24 protein-coding genes are annotated in these 17,214 nt (G+C 67.2%); 2 read left to right on the top strand and 22 right to left on the bottom strand.

Going from position 1 to position 17,214, the window contains the following annotated elements; all coding sequences use genetic code 11:
* Window positions 1-12 precede the first annotated feature (12 nt).
* The 18 genes from rplR to rpsJ all read right to left on the bottom strand — a co-directional run bounded on the left by rplR (window position 13) and on the right by rpsJ (window position 8,367).
* The gene (rplR, locus tag ACFY8U_RS11495) at window positions 13-396 is read right to left on the bottom strand and encodes a 50S ribosomal protein L18 (protein WP_352188391.1); all 384 of its coding nucleotides are present in this window, start codon (window positions 394-396) and stop codon (window positions 13-15) included.
* A gap of 3 nt (window positions 397-399) precedes the next feature.
* On the bottom strand, window positions 400-939 hold the full coding sequence (gene rplF / locus ACFY8U_RS11490; RefSeq protein WP_361445395.1) for a 50S ribosomal protein L6: 540 nt from the start codon (window positions 937-939) through the stop codon (window positions 400-402).
* Between the two features lie 21 nt (window positions 940-960).
* A complete protein-coding gene (gene rpsH, locus ACFY8U_RS11485) occupies window positions 961-1,359 on the bottom strand; it encodes a 30S ribosomal protein S8 (protein WP_158989430.1) in 399 nt (132 codons plus the stop codon).
* A 209-nt stretch (window positions 1,360-1,568) separates the two neighbouring features.
* Window positions 1,569-1,754: a type Z 30S ribosomal protein S14 gene (locus tag ACFY8U_RS11480; RefSeq protein WP_003948630.1), complete on the bottom strand. Its 186-nt coding sequence runs from the start codon at window positions 1,752-1,754 to the stop codon at window positions 1,569-1,571.
* Window positions 1,755-1,759: 5 nt separating this feature from the next.
* Complete coding sequence (rplE, locus tag ACFY8U_RS11475; RefSeq protein ID WP_260229393.1) at window positions 1,760-2,317, bottom strand: 50S ribosomal protein L5; 558 nt, start codon at window positions 2,315-2,317, stop codon at window positions 1,760-1,762.
* Window positions 2,317-2,628, bottom strand: a complete 312-nt coding sequence (rplX, locus tag ACFY8U_RS11470) for a 50S ribosomal protein L24 (protein WP_015035583.1) — start codon at window positions 2,626-2,628, stop codon at window positions 2,317-2,319. The genes rplE and rplX overlap by 1 nt, the downstream gene beginning before the upstream one ends.
* A gap of 2 nt (window positions 2,629-2,630) precedes the next feature.
* Complete coding sequence (gene rplN, locus ACFY8U_RS11465) at window positions 2,631-2,999, bottom strand: 50S ribosomal protein L14 (RefSeq protein ID WP_003956455.1); 369 nt, start codon at window positions 2,997-2,999, stop codon at window positions 2,631-2,633.
* 97 nt (window positions 3,000-3,096) lie between these two features.
* Entirely contained in the window at window positions 3,097-3,378 is a 282-nt protein-coding gene (gene rpsQ / locus ACFY8U_RS11460) for a 30S ribosomal protein S17 (protein WP_260229394.1), read from the bottom strand.
* Window positions 3,378-3,602, bottom strand: coding sequence for a 50S ribosomal protein L29 (gene rpmC, locus ACFY8U_RS11455; protein ID WP_361445390.1), 225 nt, complete (start codon window positions 3,600-3,602; stop codon window positions 3,378-3,380). The genes rpsQ and rpmC overlap by 1 nt, the downstream gene beginning before the upstream one ends.
* Window positions 3,602-4,021 carry a 50S ribosomal protein L16 gene (gene rplP / locus ACFY8U_RS11450; RefSeq protein ID WP_015035580.1) on the bottom strand — a complete coding sequence of 140 codons (420 nt, stop codon included), beginning with the start codon at window positions 4,019-4,021 and terminating at the stop codon, window positions 3,602-3,604. The genes rpmC and rplP overlap by 1 nt, the downstream gene beginning before the upstream one ends.
* A gap of 5 nt (window positions 4,022-4,026) precedes the next feature.
* Window positions 4,027-4,863, bottom strand: a complete 837-nt coding sequence (gene rpsC / locus ACFY8U_RS11445) for a 30S ribosomal protein S3 (protein ID WP_260229395.1) — start codon at window positions 4,861-4,863, stop codon at window positions 4,027-4,029.
* The gene (gene rplV, locus ACFY8U_RS11440) at window positions 4,863-5,210 is read right to left on the bottom strand and encodes a 50S ribosomal protein L22 (protein WP_041662774.1); all 348 of its coding nucleotides are present in this window, start codon (window positions 5,208-5,210) and stop codon (window positions 4,863-4,865) included. Before rplV ends, rpsC begins: the two co-directional genes overlap by 1 nt.
* A gap of 42 nt (window positions 5,211-5,252) precedes the next feature.
* On the bottom strand, window positions 5,253-5,534 hold the full coding sequence (rpsS, locus tag ACFY8U_RS11435; RefSeq protein WP_019888752.1) for a 30S ribosomal protein S19: 282 nt from the start codon (window positions 5,532-5,534) through the stop codon (window positions 5,253-5,255).
* A 12-nt stretch (window positions 5,535-5,546) separates the two neighbouring features.
* Window positions 5,547-6,383 (bottom strand): 50S ribosomal protein L2, encoded by an 837-nt coding sequence (gene rplB, locus ACFY8U_RS11430; protein ID WP_361445385.1) that lies wholly within the window; start codon window positions 6,381-6,383, stop codon window positions 5,547-5,549.
* Window positions 6,384-6,422: 39 nt separating this feature from the next.
* Entirely contained in the window at window positions 6,423-6,746 is a 324-nt protein-coding gene (gene rplW / locus ACFY8U_RS11425) for a 50S ribosomal protein L23 (protein ID WP_352188385.1), read from the bottom strand.
* Window positions 6,746-7,396, bottom strand: coding sequence for a 50S ribosomal protein L4 (gene rplD, locus ACFY8U_RS11420; protein ID WP_361667568.1), 651 nt, complete (start codon window positions 7,394-7,396; stop codon window positions 6,746-6,748). Before rplD ends, rplW begins: the two co-directional genes overlap by 1 nt.
* 4 nt (window positions 7,397-7,400) lie before the next feature.
* A complete protein-coding gene (rplC, locus tag ACFY8U_RS11415; RefSeq protein WP_260229398.1) occupies window positions 7,401-8,045 on the bottom strand; it encodes a 50S ribosomal protein L3 in 645 nt (214 codons plus the stop codon).
* A 13-nt stretch (window positions 8,046-8,058) separates the two neighbouring features.
* Complete coding sequence (rpsJ, locus tag ACFY8U_RS11410; protein ID WP_003948644.1) at window positions 8,059-8,367, bottom strand: 30S ribosomal protein S10; 309 nt, start codon at window positions 8,365-8,367, stop codon at window positions 8,059-8,061.
* A gap of 814 nt (window positions 8,368-9,181) precedes the next feature.
* On the opposite strand from rpsJ, the gene ACFY8U_RS11405 reads away from it, so the two are divergent.
* Both ACFY8U_RS11405 and ACFY8U_RS11400 read left to right on the top strand, forming a co-directional pair.
* Window positions 9,182-10,015, top strand: coding sequence for an RNA repair domain-containing protein (locus ACFY8U_RS11405; protein ID WP_389568712.1), 834 nt, complete (start codon window positions 9,182-9,184; stop codon window positions 10,013-10,015).
* A 252-nt stretch (window positions 10,016-10,267) separates the two neighbouring features.
* Window positions 10,268-12,289, top strand: coding sequence for a PIG-L family deacetylase (locus tag ACFY8U_RS11400; RefSeq protein ID WP_389569702.1), 2,022 nt, complete (start codon window positions 10,268-10,270; stop codon window positions 12,287-12,289).
* Between the two features lie 129 nt (window positions 12,290-12,418).
* Here ACFY8U_RS11400 and tuf read toward each other — a convergent pair whose 3' ends face one another.
* The 4 genes from tuf to rpsL all read right to left on the bottom strand — a co-directional run bounded on the left by tuf (window position 12,419) and on the right by rpsL (window position 16,775).
* Window positions 12,419-13,612, bottom strand: coding sequence for an elongation factor Tu (tuf, locus tag ACFY8U_RS11395; RefSeq protein ID WP_361445373.1), 1,194 nt, complete (start codon window positions 13,610-13,612; stop codon window positions 12,419-12,421).
* 149 nt (window positions 13,613-13,761) lie between these two features.
* Window positions 13,762-15,891, bottom strand: coding sequence for an elongation factor G (fusA, locus tag ACFY8U_RS11390; RefSeq protein ID WP_355105089.1), 2,130 nt, complete (start codon window positions 15,889-15,891; stop codon window positions 13,762-13,764).
* A gap of 39 nt (window positions 15,892-15,930) precedes the next feature.
* On the bottom strand, window positions 15,931-16,401 hold the full coding sequence (gene rpsG, locus ACFY8U_RS11385; RefSeq protein ID WP_003966970.1) for a 30S ribosomal protein S7: 471 nt from the start codon (window positions 16,399-16,401) through the stop codon (window positions 15,931-15,933).
* A gap of 2 nt (window positions 16,402-16,403) precedes the next feature.
* On the bottom strand, window positions 16,404-16,775 hold the full coding sequence (rpsL, locus tag ACFY8U_RS11380) for a 30S ribosomal protein S12 (RefSeq protein ID WP_003948652.1): 372 nt from the start codon (window positions 16,773-16,775) through the stop codon (window positions 16,404-16,406).
* Window positions 16,776-17,214 lie beyond the last annotated feature (439 nt).

Raw genomic sequence — 17,214 nt, 5'->3', positions numbered from 1 at the left:
CGGAACCGGGGCTTAGAACTTCAGCCCGGCTTCGCGGGCGGCGTCAGCCAGAGCGGCAATGCGCCCGGCGTACCTGTTGCCACCACGGTCGAACACGACAGCCTCGACACCCGCGGCCTTGGCGCGCTCGGCGACAAGCGCGCCGACCTGCTTGGCCTGCGAGGACTTGTCACCCTCGCCACCACGGATCGACGCGTCCAGGTTCGACGCGGACGCAAGGGTGTGACCCTTGAGGTCGTCGATGACCTGAGCGGTGATACCGCGGTTCGAACGCGTCACGACGAGGCGCGGACGCTCCGCCGTACCCGACACGTTCTTGCGGATGCGGATGTGACGGCGGGCCTTGGCCGCACGCTTGTAAGCGTCGCCCTTGGCGATCTTCACACCGTATGCCATGGCTTACTTACCAGCCTTTCCGACCTTGCGGCGGATGACCTCGCCGGCGTACTTGACGCCCTTGGCCTTGTACGGGTCGGGCTTCCGCAGCTTGCGGATGTTCGCCGCGACCTCGCCGACCTTCTGCTTGTCGATGCCCTCGACCGAGAACTTGGTCGGCGACTCGACCTTGAAGGAGATGCCCTCGGGCGCCTCCACCAGGATCGGGTGGCTGTAGCCGAGCTGGAACTCCAGGTTGGAGCCCTTCGCGGCAACGCGGTAACCGACACCGCTGATCTCGAGCGCCTTCACGTAACCCTGGGTCACACCGGTGATCATGTTGGCCACCAGCGTGCGGGACAGGCCGTGGAGGGCCTTGTTCTGACGCTCGTCGTTCGGACGGGTGACGTTGAGAACGCCGTCCTCGCCCTTAACGACCTCGATCGGCGCGGCAACGGTGTGGGTCAGGGTGCCCTTGGAACCCTTGACCGTGACCGAGCGACCCTCGATGGTGACGTCCACGCCGGCGGGAACCTGGATAGGCAGCTTGCCAATACGCGACATTAGCTATTCCTCCGTTCCCGACTACCAGACGTAGGCGAGGACTTCCCCACCTACGCCCTTCTTGCCTGCCTGCTGGCCGGTCAGGAGGCCGTGGGACGTGGAGATGATCGCCACGCCCAGGCCGCCGAGAACCTTCGGCAGGTTGGTGGACTTCGCGTAAACCCGGAGGCCCGGCTTCGAGATCCGCTTGATGCCCGCGATGGAGCGCTCACGGTTCGGACCGAACTTGAGCTCGAGGACGAGGTTCTTGCCGACCTCGGCGTCCTCGACCTTCCAGCCCGTGATGAAGCCCTCCTGCTGGAGGATTTCCGCGATGTGAGACTTGATCTTGCTGTGCGGCATCGACACGGAGTCGTGGTACGCCGAGTTCGCGTTACGCAGACGCGTGAGCATGTCTGCGATGGGATCAGTCATGGTCATGAATTGGCCTTCGGCCTCTCTCGCCGGGGTTTCCTGTATGCGCCATCCCTCTCCCCACACAGGGGCGGGACGGGTGCGGCGCGGGGACCTACGGCGTAGTAAGTCGTACGGGCGGCGGACGCCCAACCCCACAAGCCTACGGCATGCGGGGGTGGGCCTCCGCCGACCCAGTGCTTACCGAGAGACTCCGGAATCCCTTAAGTGGGGGATTACCAGGAGCTCTTGGTCACGCCCGGCAGCTCGCCACGGTGAGCCATCTCACGAAGGCACACGCGGCACAGGCCGAACTTGCGGTACACGGAGTGGGGACGACCACAGCGCTGGCAGCGCGTGTAGCCGCGCACGCCGAACTTGGGCTTGCGGGCAGCCTTCGCGATGAGAGCCTTCTTCGCCATCTCGCTTACGCCTCCTTGAACGGGAAGCCGAGGTGACGGAGAAGGGCACGGCCCTCAGCGTCGTTGGTCGCCGTGGTCACCACGGTGATGTCCATACCCCGGACACGGTCGATCTTGTCCTGGTCGATCTCGTGGAACATGACCTGCTCCGTGAGACCGAAGGTGTAGTTGCCACGCCCGTCGAACTGCTTGGGGGACAGACCACGGAAGTCGCGGATGCGCGGAAGCGCGAGCGACAGGGTGCGGTCCAGGAACTCCCACATGCGGTCGCCACGGAGGGTGACGTGCGCACCGATCGGCTGGCCCTCACGCAGCTTGAACTGCGCGATGGACTTGCGAGCCTTGGTGACGGCCGGCTTCTGACCGGTGATCGTGGTGAGGTCGCGGATGGCGCCCTCGATCAGCTTGGAGTCGCGGGCGGCGTCGCCCACACCCATGTTGACCACGACCTTGACGAGGCCGGGGATCTGCATGACGTTCTCGTAGGAGAACTCCTCACGCAGCTTGCCCGCGATCTCCTCGCGGTACTTCGTCTTGAGACGCGGAGTGGTGGTGGTAGCCATCAGATGTCCTCACCCGTCCGCTTGGCAACGCGGATCTTGTTGCCCTCGTCGTCGAAGCGGTAACCGACGCGCGTGACGACCTTCTTGCCGTCCTTCTCAACGACCAGCTGGACGTTGGAGACGTGGACCGGCGCCTCGGTCGTGACGATGCCACCGGCCTGCGACGGGCCGGCCTTGGTGTGCTTCTTGACCCGGTTGACACCCTCGACGAGGACGCGGTTCTCGCGGGGGAAGGCCGTGATGACCTTGCCCTGCTTGCCCTTGTCCTTACCGGTGATGACCTGGACCAGGTCGCCCTTCTTGATCTTCATGCTTACAGCACCTCCGGCGCGAGCGAGATGATCTTCATGAACTTCTTCTCGCGCAGCTCACGGCCCACCGGGCCGAAGATACGGGTGCCGCGAGGGTCGCCGTCGTTCTTGAGAATGACAGCGGCGTTCTCGTCGAAGCGGATGTACGAGCCGTCCTGGCGGCGGCGCTCCTTGACGGTGCGAACGATGACCGCCTTGACGACGTCACCCTTCTTCACGTTGCCACCGGGGATCGCGTCCTTGACGGTGGCGACGATGACGTCACCGATGCCCGCGTAGCGGCGACCGGAACCACCGAGAACACGGATGCAAAGGATCTCCTTGGCACCAGTGTTGTCGGCGACACGCAGTCGCGACTCCTGCTGGATCACGTCTATCTCCTGATTGTCTGCCGGTTCCCGGCAGGGGCACCGAGGTGCCCCTGCCGAGCCTGGCGGAACGAACTCGAAGGGTTACCCCTTCAAGTGATTACTTGGCCTTCTCGAGGATCTCGATGACGCGCCAGTGCTTCGTCGACGAAAGCTTCCGGGTCTCCATCAGGAGGACGCGGTCGCCGACGCCGGCAGCGTTCTGCTCGTCGTGAGCTTTGAGCTTGTTCGTACGGCGGATGACCTTGCCGTACAGCGCGTGCTTGACGCGGTCCTCGACGGCGACGACGACGGTCTTGTCCATCTTGTCGCTGACGACCAGGCCCTCGCGGACCTTACGAGCGTTGCGCTCGGTCTTCTCAGTCACATTGCTCTCGCTCATCAGGCGTTCTCCACCGTCTCGATGCCCAGCTCGCGCTCACGCATCAGGGTGTAGATCCGGGCGATGTCCTTACGGACGGACTTGAGCCGACCGTGGTTCTCGAGCTGACCGGTCGCCGCCTGGAAGCGGAGGTTGAACAGCTCTTCCTTGGCCTCGCGGAGCTTGGCGACAAGCTCCTCGTTGCCCAGCTCGCGCAGCTCGGACGCCTTGGTACCGGCGGTCATCACAGCTCACCTGCTTCGCGCTTAACGATCTTGCACTTCATCGGCAGCTTGTGGGCCGCACGGGTCAGGGCCTCGCGCGCGATCTTCTCGTTCGGGTAGGACAGCTCGAACATCACCCGACCGGGCTTGACGTTCGCGATCCACCACTCCGGCGAACCCTTACCGGAACCCATGCGGGTCTCGGCAGGCTTCTTGGTCAGCGGGCGGTCCGGGTAGATGTTGATCCAGACCTTGCCGCCACGCTTGATGTGGCGGGTCATCGCGATACGAGCCGCCTCGATCTGGCGGTTGGTCACGTACGCCGGAGTGAGGGCCTGAATGCCGTACTCGCCGAACGCAACCTGCGTACCACCCTTGGACATACCGCTGCGCTTCGGGTGGTGCTGCTTGCGGTGCTTGACCCTACGGGGGATCAGCATTTCGGTCAGGCCTCCGTTCCGGTGCTCTCAGCAGCCGGAGCGGCGGCGGGAGCGTCGGCCTTGGGGGCCTCGGCAGCCTGAGCCTGCTGCGGCTTGCGACCGCGACCGCCACGCTCGCCACCGCGACCACCACGGCCACCGGCCGGACGGTCACCGGCGCCACGGGCCGGGCGGTTACCCGCACGGGCCGCTGCGTTCTCGGCGCGGACCTCGGCGATGTTCTTGACATCGCCCTTGTAGATCCAGACCTTCACGCCGATGCGGCCGAAGGTCGTCTTGGCCTCGAAGAAGCCGTAGTCGACGTTCGCGCGGAGCGTGTGCAGGGGCACACGGCCCTCGCGGTAGAACTCCGAGCGGGACATCTCGGCGCCGCCGAGGCGACCGCCGCACTGGATCTTGATGCCCTTGGCGCCGGCCTTCATCGTGCCCTGCATGCTCTTACGCATGGCGCGACGGAAGGAGACGCGGGAGGAGAGCTGCTCGGCAACGGCCTGAGCAACCAGCTGAGCGTCCATCTCGGGGTTCTTGACCTCGAGGATGTTCAGCTGGACCTGCTTGCCCGTGAGCTTCTCGAGGTCGCCGCGGATGCGGTCGGCCTCGGCGCCACGGCGGCCGATGACGATGCCGGGACGCGCGGTGTGGATGTCCACCCGCACGCGGTCACGGGTGCGCTCGATCTCAACCTTCGAGATGCCGGCGCGCTCCATGCCGGACGTCATCATCCGACGGATGGCGACGTCTTCCTTGACGTAGTCCTTGTACAGCTTGTCGGCGTACCAGCGGGACTTGAAGTCCGTGGTGATGCCGAGCCGGAACCCATGCGGGTTAACCTTCTGGCCCATTACCGGGTTCCTTCCTTGCTGCTGACGACCACGGTGATGTGGCTGGTCCGCTTACGGATCCGGTAGGCACGGCCCTGAGCACGCGGACGGAACCGCTTCAGGGTCGGGCCCTCATCCACGAACGCCTCGCTGATGTACAGCGAAGAGGCGTCACTGTGGTCGTAGTTGTGCGCGGCGTTGGCGATGGCGCTGTCAAGCACCTTGCCGACCGGCACGCTCGCGGCCTGCGGGGCGAAACGCAGGACCGCCTGAGCCTCCGTGGCATCCATGCCACGGATAAGGTCCACCACACGGCGGGCCTTCATGGGCGTAACGCGGATGTACCGCGCCTGGGCCCTGGCTTCCATGGTTGTCCTTCCAGTGTCTGTCATGGTCATTCCACCCCGCTACTAGCGGCGCTTCGACTTCCGGTCGTCCTTCACGTGACCCCGGAAGGTGCGCGTCGGCGAGAACTCGCCGAGCTTGTGGCCGACCATCGACTCGGTGACAAACACCGGAATGTGGGTCTTGCCGTTGTGCACCGCGATCGTGTGGCCGAGCATGGCCGGGATGATCATCGAGCGACGGGACCAGGTCTTGATGACGTTCTTGGTGCCGGCTTCGTTCTGGGCGTCCACCTTCTTTACGAGGTGGTCGTCGACGAAGGGCCCCTTCTTGAGACTGCGCGGCATCTAAACCCGCTCCTAGCGCTTCTTGTTCGTCTTGCGGCGGCGGACGATGTACTTGCTCGAAGCCTTCTTCGGCGAGCGAGTACGACCCTCCTTCTGACCCCACGGGGAGACCGGGTGGCGACCACCGGAGGTCTTGCCCTCACCACCACCGTGCGGGTGGTCGACCGGGTTCATCGCCACACCGCGAACGGTCGGGCGAACGCCCAGCCAGCGCTTGCGGCCGGCCTTACCCCAGTTGATGTTCGACTGCTCGGCGTTGCCGACCTCGCCAATGGTGGCGCGGCAGCGGGCATCGACCAGACGGATCTCACCGGAAGGCATACGAAGGTGGGCCATCGTGCCCTCCTTCGCCAGCAGCTGCACGGAGGCACCCGCGGAACGGGCGAACTTGGCGCCACCGCCGGGACGGAGCTCGATCGCGTGGATCGTGGTACCGACCGGGATGTTGCGGAGGGCCAGGTTGTTGCCGGGCTTGATGTCGGCCGTGGGGCCGTTCTCAACCCGGTCGCCCTGCGAGAGACCGCGCGGGGCAATGATGTAGCGCTTCTCGCCGTCCGCGTAGTGGAGCAGCGCGATGCGAGCGGTGCGGTTCGGGTCGTACTCGATGTGAGCGACCTTGGCCGGCACGCCGTCCTTGTCGTGACGACGGAAGTCGATCACGCGGTAGGCGCGCTTGTGGCCACCGCCCTGGTGACGGACGGTCACACGACCGGTGTTGTTACGGCCACCCTTGCTGTGCAGCGGGCGGACCAGCGACTTCTCCGGCGTGGACCGCGTGATCTCGACGAAGTCGGCTACGGAGGAGCCACGGCGGCCCGGCGTAGTCGGCTTGTACTTGCGGATTCCCATTTCTCAGTCCTCGTCCGATTCCGGACGACTCGACCGCCGTCAGGCGGTCGGGCCGCCGAAGATGTCGATACGGTTGCCCTCGGCAAGGGTCACGATGGCGCGCTTGGTGTTGGCGCGCTTGCCGAAACCGGTGCGGGTGCGCTTGCGCTTGCCCTGACGGTTGATCGTGTTGACCCCGGTGACCTTGACCGAGAAGACCGCCTCGACGGCCTGCTTGATCTGGGTCTTGTTGGCGCCGGGCGCAACGATGAACGTGTACTTGTTCTCGTCGAGCAGCGCGTAGCTCTTCTCGGAAACAACCGGCTTGACGAGGATGTCACGCGGGTCCGTGAAGGTCTTGCTGGTGATCGTGGCCTCGGACATCAGGCCTCGCTCCCTTCGTTGTCAGCGGCCTTGGGGCCAGACACGAAGGACTCGAGGGCGGCCTGGGTGAAGACCACGTCGTCGGATCGCATCACGTCGTACGTGTTCAGCTGGCCCGGCTCCAGGATGTGGACCTGGGGCAGGTTGCGGGCGGACAGCCACGCGGCCTCGTCGGAGCGCTCGGCGATCAGGAGCAGGTTCTTGCGCTCCGAGATCTTGCCGAACAGCGACTTCGCGGCCTTGGTGGAGATGCCACCCTCGACCACGCCGGAGACGACGTGGATGCGGGAGTGGGTCGCCCGGTCGGAGAGGGCACCGCGGAGGGCGGCGGCCTTCATCTTCTTCGGGGTCCGCTGCGAGTAGTCACGCGGCACGGGACCGTGCACGACGCCACCACCGGCGAACTGCGGGGCGCGGGTCGAACCCTGACGGGCGCGGCCGGTGCCCTTCTGGCGGTACGGCTTCTTGCCACCACCGCGGACCTCGCCACGCGTCTTGACCTTGTGCGTGCCCTGACGGGCGGCGGCCAGCTGCGCGACGACGACCTGGTGGATCAGCGGGATGCTGACCTTGGCCTCGAAGATCTCGGCCGGGAGCTCGACGGTCCCGGTCTTGTCGCCGGAGGGCGACAGAATGTCAATGGTGCTCATATCCTCAGGCCCCCTTGGCCGCGGTGCGGACCAGGACGAGGCCGCCGTTCGGACCAGGAACCGCACCCTTGATCAGGAGCAGGCCCTTCTCCGCGTCAACGGCGTGAACGGTCAGGTTCTGGGTGGTCACGCGCTCGTTGCCCATGCGGCCGGCCATGCGCATGCCCTTGAAGACACGGCCCGGGGTGGCGCAGCCACCGATCGAACCGGGCTTACGGTGCACGCGGTGGGCACCGTGGGAGGCCTTGCCACCACGGAAGTTGTGGCGCTTCATGACACCGGCGAAGCCCTTGCCCTTGCTCTTACCGGTGACGTCGACCTTCACGCCGGCCTCGAAGAGCTCGGCGGTGATCTCCTGGCCGAGCGTGTACTCGGAGGCGTCAGCGGTGCGGAGCTCCACAAGGTGACGGCGCGGGGTGACGTCGGCCTTGGCGAAGTGGCCCTTGAGGGGCTTGTTCACCTTGCGCGGGTCGATCTCGCCGAAGGCGATCTGGACCGACTCGTAGCCGTCGATGTCGTTCGTACGCACCTGGGTCACGACATTGGGGCCGGCCTTGACGACGGTCACCGGGACGACCCGGTTGTTCTCGTCCCAGACCTGCGTCATGCCGAGCTTCTCGCCCAGGATGCCCTTGATGTTCTTAGCCATCTCGCGCGTCACCTCAGAGCTTGATCTCGATGTCGACGCCCGCCGGCAGGTCGAGACGCATCAGCGAGTCAACCGTCTTCGGCGTGGGGTCGAGGATGTCGATGAGGCGCTTGTGCGTGCGCATCTCGAAGTGCTCGCGCGAGTCCTTGTACTTGTGCGGCGACTTGATGACGCAGTACACGTTCTTCTCAGTGGGCAGCGGCACCGGGCCCGCGACCGACGCACCAGTGCGCGTCACCGTCTCGACGATCTTCTTCGCCGAGGAGTCGATGACCTCGTGGTCGTAGGCCTTGAGCCGGATGCGGATCTTCTGTCCCGCCATGGCTACTCAGTAGTCCTGTCTCGTAGTAACGCTCTGGACTCGGGGGCTCTCATGACTCCGCCTCCGACCCACGCGGTCGGGCGTGTCGCACTCCCTCTACGCAGAAATCCCGAAGGATTTCCCAACCAAGGGGGTGCGGTCACCGTGACCGCGAGTCGGGGGCAGAACACCCACCGAGTGCCTGGTCGGTACCCCGCTGACACTTCCCGGAAGATTCCCGTACGTCCGCTCCTGAGAAGGGGCGACGAGTACTGTGGGACTCGCTTCCGGTCCTCCCGACGGGAGGCGTGCAGCATCGGCACTCAACCGAGCAACCCCGACAGTCTGCCATACGTGGGCATCCGGCCGCCAATCGGGGCGCAAGACTGTACCCCACGTCACGTGGGGGTACACGTAGGGGCGCGGCCACGGTTCGATCGGCCGGTGCGAAGATCAACGGTCTGGACACGTGGGTGGGGTGCGGCCGCGCTGATGCACGCCCCTGGGAGGGCGTCTGCCGTACGTCCCCGGGCACCCGCCTCGCGATCGCCGGCCTGTACGCGGCGGTCGCGGCCTCGCTGGTCCCGGCCCTGAGTCGCGGCCTCGCTGGTCCCGGCCCTGACGGGGACGGCCTGGCACCTCCTCGGCTATCTGCCGCCCGCCCTGACGGCGCCCGCCGCCGTCGTGACGGCCGTCCTGGTGACGCGTGCCTGGCGCAGCACCCTGGCGCTTCCCGGCTGGGAGCGGGTGACGCGTCGGGATCCACGCGTGCGGCAGGGCGGCACGCCGCCCGGTACCGGCGAGTGGGACACCGTCCCTTGGGCAGTCGCCCGGTGTGCATACGAGCGACGAGATCTACCACCGAGTGCTGTGGGACTCGCGCCTCGACCCGGAACGCTTCGTCATGGGCATCGCCGAGCGCGGCGCCGACCCGGCGCGAGTCGCTCTGTCCGACTTCGTGCCGGGCGGCGAGATCCCCTGGCACCGGGTGATCTTCTTCGAAGCCGACGGGGAGCTGGTCTGGGACCGGGCGACGGGCGTGGACCGGCTCGGCGAGACGGTGCCGGCCGAGGAGGACGTACCGCCAGAGGAGATCCTCGCCGTGCCCGCGACGAGCCGGACCGCCGTGGCCTGGATCCCGCCCCGGCGGCTCTGGCCCCCGATCCAGCACATCCGCCGCGTGAACGACCGCCAGATCCACCGCTGGCCCCCTCACGTCAACATGCTCTTCGGCTTCGTACCGGAGTCCGAGTTCGAGCGGGCCACCCCGCTCGTCGCCGCCGCGGCCCGGACCTCGCATCCGTTCCGGGCACAGCTGGAGGGCGTCCACTGGTTCGGCCACCGCGAGGACGCCACCGTCTGGCTCGACCCCTGCGCAGGCGGCGACCGGCCCTGGATCCGCCTGCGGGAGGCCCTCGAAGCCCGGTTCCCCCTGTGCGGCGGGCAGGCCAAGGGCTTCACCCCGCACCTCTCCCTCGGCCGCAGCCACGACCCCCACACCCTGGCCACCACCTCCCAGGCCCTGCTCGGCTCCATGACGGCCCGGGTCGCCGAACTGGTCCTGCTCTCCCGCCGCGAGGACGGCCCGATGCGTGTCCGGGCGACGGTGAGCCTGGGGACGGGCGAGGTAGGGCGACCCGAGGAGTCCGGCGCCGAGAGAGCCGCGTAAGGGATCAGGGGTTCCCTCAGGGCGCACGGGCCCCGCAGGCCTCGCAGCCCCTGTCGACCCCCCGCGGGCTCCCGTGCGCGAAGTCCGTACGCCCGTGCAGCAACCCACGTCGCCGAAATCCCGTCTAGCCAGACGCGGAATCGGCCCCTACCAGGCCATCCGTCGTTTCAGGGGTGGTCAGGGACCGGTGCAGACCGGTGCGGTACGGGGGAAGCAGCAGTGGACGACATATCCAGGCGCGGGGTCTTCGGCATGCCCGGACGCCGGGGGGTTCTCGCGACCGCCGCCGCCCTCGGCGCGACCGTGCTCGCCGGGTGTTCCGTACCCGCCCCGCGCCGTACCGGGCCCACCGCCGACCCCGCGCCCGGGGTGCCGATCGCCAGTACGCGGCGCGCGCAGCTCATGCAGTTCGCCGCGCACCCGGACGACGACCTGTACTTCATGAACCCCGACACCCAGCGCATGCTCGACGCCGGCGTCCCCCTCGTCTCCGTCTACATCACCGCCGGCGAGCACACGGGCGTGAACCGGATCAAGGGCATGCCCGAGACCCCGCCGGACCGGGCCGCCTACTCCTCCGCCCGCCACCAGGGCCTGCGCCAGACGTACGCGACGCTCCTCGGGCTCGACAAGTTCACCCCCTGGCAGAAGGGCGTCGCCACCCTCCACGGCGGGCGCAGCGCCGAGATCAACACGCTCGTGCACGGCGGACGCCGCGTGGAGCTGATCTTCCTCAACCTGCCCATGCACGCCCCCCGTCGCTTCATGGCCCTGCCCGCCCTCTGGAACGACCGCGCGCTCGAACTCCGTACGCACCTCTCCGCCGGCTCCCCCGTCGAGCGGTCCGACCCGTACGACCACGACCAGTTGATCGACGTCCTCGTCGGCCTCCTGGACCGCTACCGGCCGACCGTCGTGCAGACCCTCGACCCGGACCCGGACATCCAGGTCAGCGACGAGGCCACCCGCAAGCGGGACAGCGAGCAGCCCGGCTACTCCGACCACGGCGACCACACCGCCGCCGCCTGCTTCACCTGGGCCGCGCTCATCCGCTGGGTCGCCGAGGCCCAGAAGGGCCCGGGGGCGATACCGGCGTTCGTCGCCACCGCGTTCCGTGGCTATTACAACCGCCACTGGCCCAAGAACCTCCCGCCCCAGGTCCTCGAGGAGAAGGCCGGCCACCTCGTCCCGTACGGCGGTGATCCGGCCTGGGAGTGCGGCAACCCTGCCGGGTGCGGCGACTACAGCGTCGGTGGCGACCGGCCCCTCGCCAACCGCAAGGGGTGGGTCAGGTCCACCCACCACCGCTGGCCGGGCACCGGCCCGGCCGTCGTCGCGCGGCCCGACGGGCGGCTCGACGCCTTCGGGGTGCTCGGACTGCGGGCCGTCCGCTGGCGGGAGACGGAGAAGGGCTCGGGTCTCTGGGGCGAGCCGGAGGACCTCGGCGGCGGTCCGCTCGCGCCCGCGCTCGGCTCGGCCACGCTCCCCGACGGCCGGACCCTGCTCTTCGGCGTTCGGTTCGTCGCGTTCGGCGGCCACGGCGCCCCCAACAAGCGGGAGGTCGTCCTCTTGGAGCAGCGCTCCCCCGGCGGTCCGTTCCTCGCCTGGCGGGGCCTCGGCAATCCGGAGCGGAACGACGACCGGGGCCGCCGGATCGGCGTGCCGGTGGCCGTGTCCGGCCGCGACGGCCGGATCCATCTCTTCGTACGGAACGCGGACAAGGGCGTGTCGACGCGGGTACGGAGCACGGCCGGGGTCTGGTCCCCGTGGCGGTCCCTGACCGGTACCGAGGAGGTGCAGGACGGCCTGGATGCCGTGGTCGACGCGACCGGCCGCGTCCACGTCCTCGCCGCTGCCCGGGAGTCCGTCCTGCACTGGATCGACGGCGTGCCCGCGGCCCCGCTCCCGGTCGCGGGCGACCCCGTCGCCGCCGTTCCGGCCCGGGGCTCCGACGGGGTCGAGGTGTACTACCGCGGGCCGGCGGCGAAGGAGCTGCTGTTGTCGGGGCGGGGGAACGCGTCCTTCGACGGGTACGGCTCGGTGGCCGCGGCGGCCGGGACCGGCGGAACCGTTCTGCTCGGCCGGGACCTGCGCGGCCGGATCCAGCTGCGCCGGGGCGGCCGGCTCTGGACCCGTACGCAGGGAACGGCGGCCGTCCAGGCGGCGGCCCTGCGGCTGCTCCCGGGCGGCCCGGCCGCGGTCGGTCTGGGCGCGGACGCCCACCCGTGGGTCTGGCGGCCGACGGAGCGGTCCGTGCTCGCCGAGGGCGAGTAGGAGCGCGGGACCGCACCGGAGAAGAACAGGGAAGAAGCAAGAAAAGGGCCCCCGCCCCGCCGCGAACGGCGGGCCGGGGGCCCTTTCATGACGCTCCGTCAGGAGCGGCACAGATCAAGCGATCGACAATTACTTGTTGATCTTGACGACCTGGCCGGCGCCCACGGTCCGGCCACCCTCACGGATGGCGAACTTCAGGCCCTCCTCCATGGCGACGGGCTGGATCAGCTCGACGGTCATGGCGGTGTTGTCGCCCGGCATGACCATCTCGGTGCCCTCGGGGAGGGTCACGACGCCGGTCACGTCCGTGGTACGGAAGTAGAACTGCGGGCGGTAGTTGTTGAAGAACGGGGTGTGACGGCCACCCTCGTCCTTCGACAGGATGTAGGCCTGGGCCTCGAACTCGGTGTGCGGCGTGACCGAACCGGGCTTGATGATGACCTGGCCGCGCTCGACATCCTCGCGCTTGATGCCACGGAGGAGCAGACCGACGTTCTCACCGGCCTGGCCCTCGTCGAGCAGCTTGCGGAACATCTCGATGCCGGTGACCGTGGTGGTGACCTTCTCGGTCTTGATACCGACGATGTCGACGGTCTCGTTGACCTTGAGGACACCACGCTCGATACGACCGGTGACGACGGTGCCACGACCGGTGATCGTGAAGACGTCCTCGATCGGCATCAGGAACGGCTTGTCGACGTCACGCTCGGGCTGCGGGATCGCCTCGTCGACGGCGGCCATCAGGTTCAGGACCGACTGGCCCCACTCCTTGTCGCCCTCGAGCGCCTTGAGCGCCGAGACCTTGACGACCGGCAGGTCGTCGCCCGGGAACTCGTACTCGGAGAGGAGCTCACGGACCTCGAGCTCGACGAGCTCCAGGATCTCCTCGTCGTCCACCATGTCGGCCTTGTTCAGGGCGACGACGATGTACGGAACGCCGACCTGGCGGGCCAGGAGCACGTGCTCCTTGGTCTGCGGCATCGGGCCGTCGGTGGCGGCGACCACGAGGATGGCGCCGTCCATCTGCGCCGCACCCGTGATCATGTTCTTGATGTAGTCCGCGTGACCGGGGCAGTCGACGTGGGCGTAGTGACGCGACTCGGTCTGGTACTCGACGTGCGCGATGGAGATGGTGATACCGCGCTGGCGCTCCTCAGGAGCCTTGTCGATCTGGTCGAAGGCCGAGGCCTCGTTCAGGTCCGGGTACGCGTCGTGCAGCACCTTGGTAATGGCGGCCGTGAGGGTCGTCTTACCGTGGTCAATGTGACCGATGGTGCCGATGTTGACGTGCGGCTTAGTCCGCTCGAACTTCGCCTTCGCCACTGGGGTCCTCCTGGAGTGGTTCTGAACGCCTTGCTTCATCGGCGCCAGGTGATCTTTGCTGGGATGCCAGGCGCCGGGACCCGATCCTCGGGTTTCGGGGGCTGAGCCCCGGCGACTGGTGTCAAGCCTAAAGCGTGAACTTGGGAGAGTTACTCGCCCTTGGCCTTCGCGATGATCTCCTCGGCGACGTTCCGGGGAACCTCGGCGTAGGAGTCGAACTGCATCGAGTAGCTTGCGCGACCCGAGGTCTTGCTGCGGAGGTCTCCGACGTAGCCGAACATCTCCGAGAGGGGCACGAGGCCCTTCACGACGCGAGCGCCGCTGCGCTCCTCCATGGCCTGGATCTGACCACGGCGGGAGTTGATGTCGCCGATGACCTCACCCATGTAGTCCTCGGGCGTGACGACCTCAACGGCCATCATCGGCTCAAGGATGACGGGGGAAGCCTTGCGCGCGGCCTCCTTGAAGGCCTGCGAACCGGCGATCTTGAAGGCGAGCTCGGAGGAGTCGACCTCGTGGTAGGCACCGTCGAGAAGGATGACGCGGACGCCAGTCATCTCGTAGCCGGCCAGGATGCCGAACTGCATGGCCTCCTGCGCACCGGCGTCGACCGAAGGGATGTACTCCTTCGGGATGCGGCCACCGGTGACCTTGTTCACGAACTCGTACGAGGCGTCGCCGCCCTCGATGGGCTCGATCGCGATCTGCACCTTGGCGAACTGACCGGTACCACCGGTCTGCTTCTTGTGGGTGAAGTCCACGCGCTCGACGGCCTTGCGGATCGTCTCGCGGTACGCGACCTGCGGCTTGCCGACGTTCGCCTCGACCTTGAACTCGCGACGCATACGGTCGACGAGGATGTCGAGGTGAAGCTCGCCCATACCACCGATGATGGTCTGGCCGGTCTCCTCGTCCGAGTGGACCTGGAAGGAGGGGTCCTCCTCCGCGAGACGCTGGATGGCGACACCCAGCTTCTCCTGGTCACCCTTGGACTTGGGCTCGATCGCGACCTGAATGACCGGCGCCGGGAAGTCCATGGACTCCAGGATGACCGGGTTCTTCTCGTCGCACAGCGTCTCACCGGTGGTGGTCTGCTTCAGGCCCATGACGGCGACGATGTCGCCGGCGCCCACCGAGTCGATCTCCTCACGCTTGTTCGCGTGCATGCGGTAGATCTTGCCGATGCGCTCCTTCTTGCCCTTGACGGAGTTCAGCACCGAGGTGCCGGCCTCCAGGCGACCGGAGTAGATCCGGACGAAGGTGAGCTTACCGAGGTGCGGGTCGCTCGCGATCTTGAAGGCGAGCGCGGAGAGCGGCTCGTCCTCGGAAGGCTTGCGCTTCACGACGACCTCGGCGTCCTTGACGTCGTGGCCCTCGATGGCCTCGACGTCCAGGGGGGAGGGGAGGTAGCGGACGACCGCGTCGAGCAGGGGCTGAACACCCTTGTTCTTGAACGCGGTGCCACAGAAGACGGGGGTGATCGTCTTCTCGCCGCCACCCTTGCCGGAGGCAATGGTGATACGACGGATCGCGGCGTACAGCTGCTCCTCGGTGGGCTCCTGGCCCTCGAGGAAGAGCTCCATGATCTCTTCGTCGTTCTCGGCGACGGTCTCGACCAGCTTGCCGCGCCACTCTTCAGCGGCCTCGGTGTGCGTGGCCGGGATGTCGACGACGTCGTACATCTCGCCCTTGGTCGCTTCCGCGGACCAGACCAGGGCCTTCATGCGGACGAGGTCCACAACACCCTGGAAGTCCATCTCGGAACCGATGGGGAGCTGCATGACGATCGGGACGGCGCCGAGGCGGTCCACGATCATGTCGACACAGCGGTGGAACTCGGCACCGGTGCGGTCGAGCTTGTTCACGAAGCAGATGCGGGGCACGCCGTAACGGTCGGCCTGACGCCACACCGTCTCCGACTGCGGCTCCACACCGGCAACGCCGTCGAACACCGTCACGGCGCCGTCGAGGACGCGGAGCGAACGCTCCACCTCGACGGTGAAGTCGACGTGACCCGGGGTGTCGATGATGTTGATGGTGTGGTCGACGTCCTCGAGCGGCCAGTGGCAGGTCGTCGCGGCGGACGTGATCGTGATGCCGCGCTCCTGCTCCTGCTCCATCCAGTCCATCGTGGCAGCGCCGTCGTGGACTTCACCGATCTTGTACGAAACACCGGTGTAGAACAGGATTCGCTCGGTGGTGGTCGTCTTGCCCGCGTCGATGTGGGCCATGATGCCGATGTTGCGCACCTTGGCCAGGTCAAGCGAAGTGGTAGCCATATCGGCTCAGTCTTCTCTCGGTCTCGATGTGGGGTGCGACTACCAGCGGTAGTGCGCGAAGGCCTTGTTGGACTCGGCCATCTTGTGCGTGTCCTCGCGCTTCTTGACCGAAGCACCGAGGCCGTTGGAGGCGTCGAGGAGCTCGTTCATGAGGCGCTCGGTCATGGTCTTCTCGCGACGGGCGCGGGAGTAACCCACGAGCCAGCGCAGAGCCAGGGTGGAGGCGCGACCGGGCTTGACCTCGATCGGCACCTGGTAGGTGGCGCCACCGACACGGCGGGACTTGACCTCGAGGGACGGCTTCACGTTCTCGAGGGCGCGCTTCAGCGTGATGACCGGGTCGTTGCCGGTCTTCTCGCGGAGGCCTTCCATGGCGCCGTAGACGATGCGCTCGGCGGTGGAGCGCTTGCCGTCCAGCAGGATCTTGTTGATCAGCGAGGTGACAAGAGGAGAGCTGTAGACCGGGTCGATGATGACCGGGCGCTTCGGGGCGGGGCCCTTACGAGGCATTCTTACTTCTCCTTCTTGGCGCCGTAGCGGCTGCGAGCCTGCTTACGGTTCTTGACGCCCTGCGTGTCGAGGGAACCGCGGATGATCTTGTAACGAACACCCGGCAGGTCCTTCACACGGCCACCACGCACGAGCACGATGGAGTGCTCCTGCAGGTTGTGACCCTCACCCGGGATGTAGGCCGTGACCTCGATGCCCGAGGTCAGACGCACACGCGCGACCTTACGGAGGGCCGAGTTCGGCTTCTTCGGGGTGGTCGTGAACACACGCGTGCAGACGCCGCGACGCTGAGGGGAACCCTCGAGTGCGGGCGTCTTGTTCTTCTCGACCTTGTCCTGCCGGCCCTTCCGGACCAGCTGCTGGATCGTAGGCACTACTTCTCCGGTTTCTGTGTGCCGTCGTAAAACTAACCTGGAACACTGTCCGACCCACGCGGTCGGGTGTGTCGAATACTGCGGACCTCCGCCGAGGGCGGAAAAAGCGCAGATTGCGGTGGCCGTTGACGAACTCGCCATGCGGTTGAGGACACGCACACGAGCCCAGGCACACCCCAGGCACAAGGTCTGAGCGTACCTATCGCATGGACTCCGGTCAAAACAAATGCCCACGCGTACGAGGGTCCGGCGGACATGGGAGAACGAATCCCGGAACCGTCGGTGCGCCGGCCGTCACGAAGAGCCTGTGGACCCGGCGGGATCTTCCCCCCGACGGGCGTCACGAAGAGCCTGTGGACCCGGCGGGATCTTCCCCCCGACGGACGCCACGGGGAGTCTGCCGCCCCGGCGGACTCCCCCTTCCGGCGGGGCTGCGGCG

Origin of the sequence: Streptomyces sp. NPDC012508 (genome assembly GCF_042902595.1) — a bacterium.
Classification (GTDB): Bacteria; Actinomycetota; Actinomycetes; order Streptomycetales; family Streptomycetaceae; genus Streptomyces.
The sequence above is the reverse complement of the archived record's forward strand: the minus strand, read 5'-3'. Positions and strand labels throughout refer to the sequence as shown.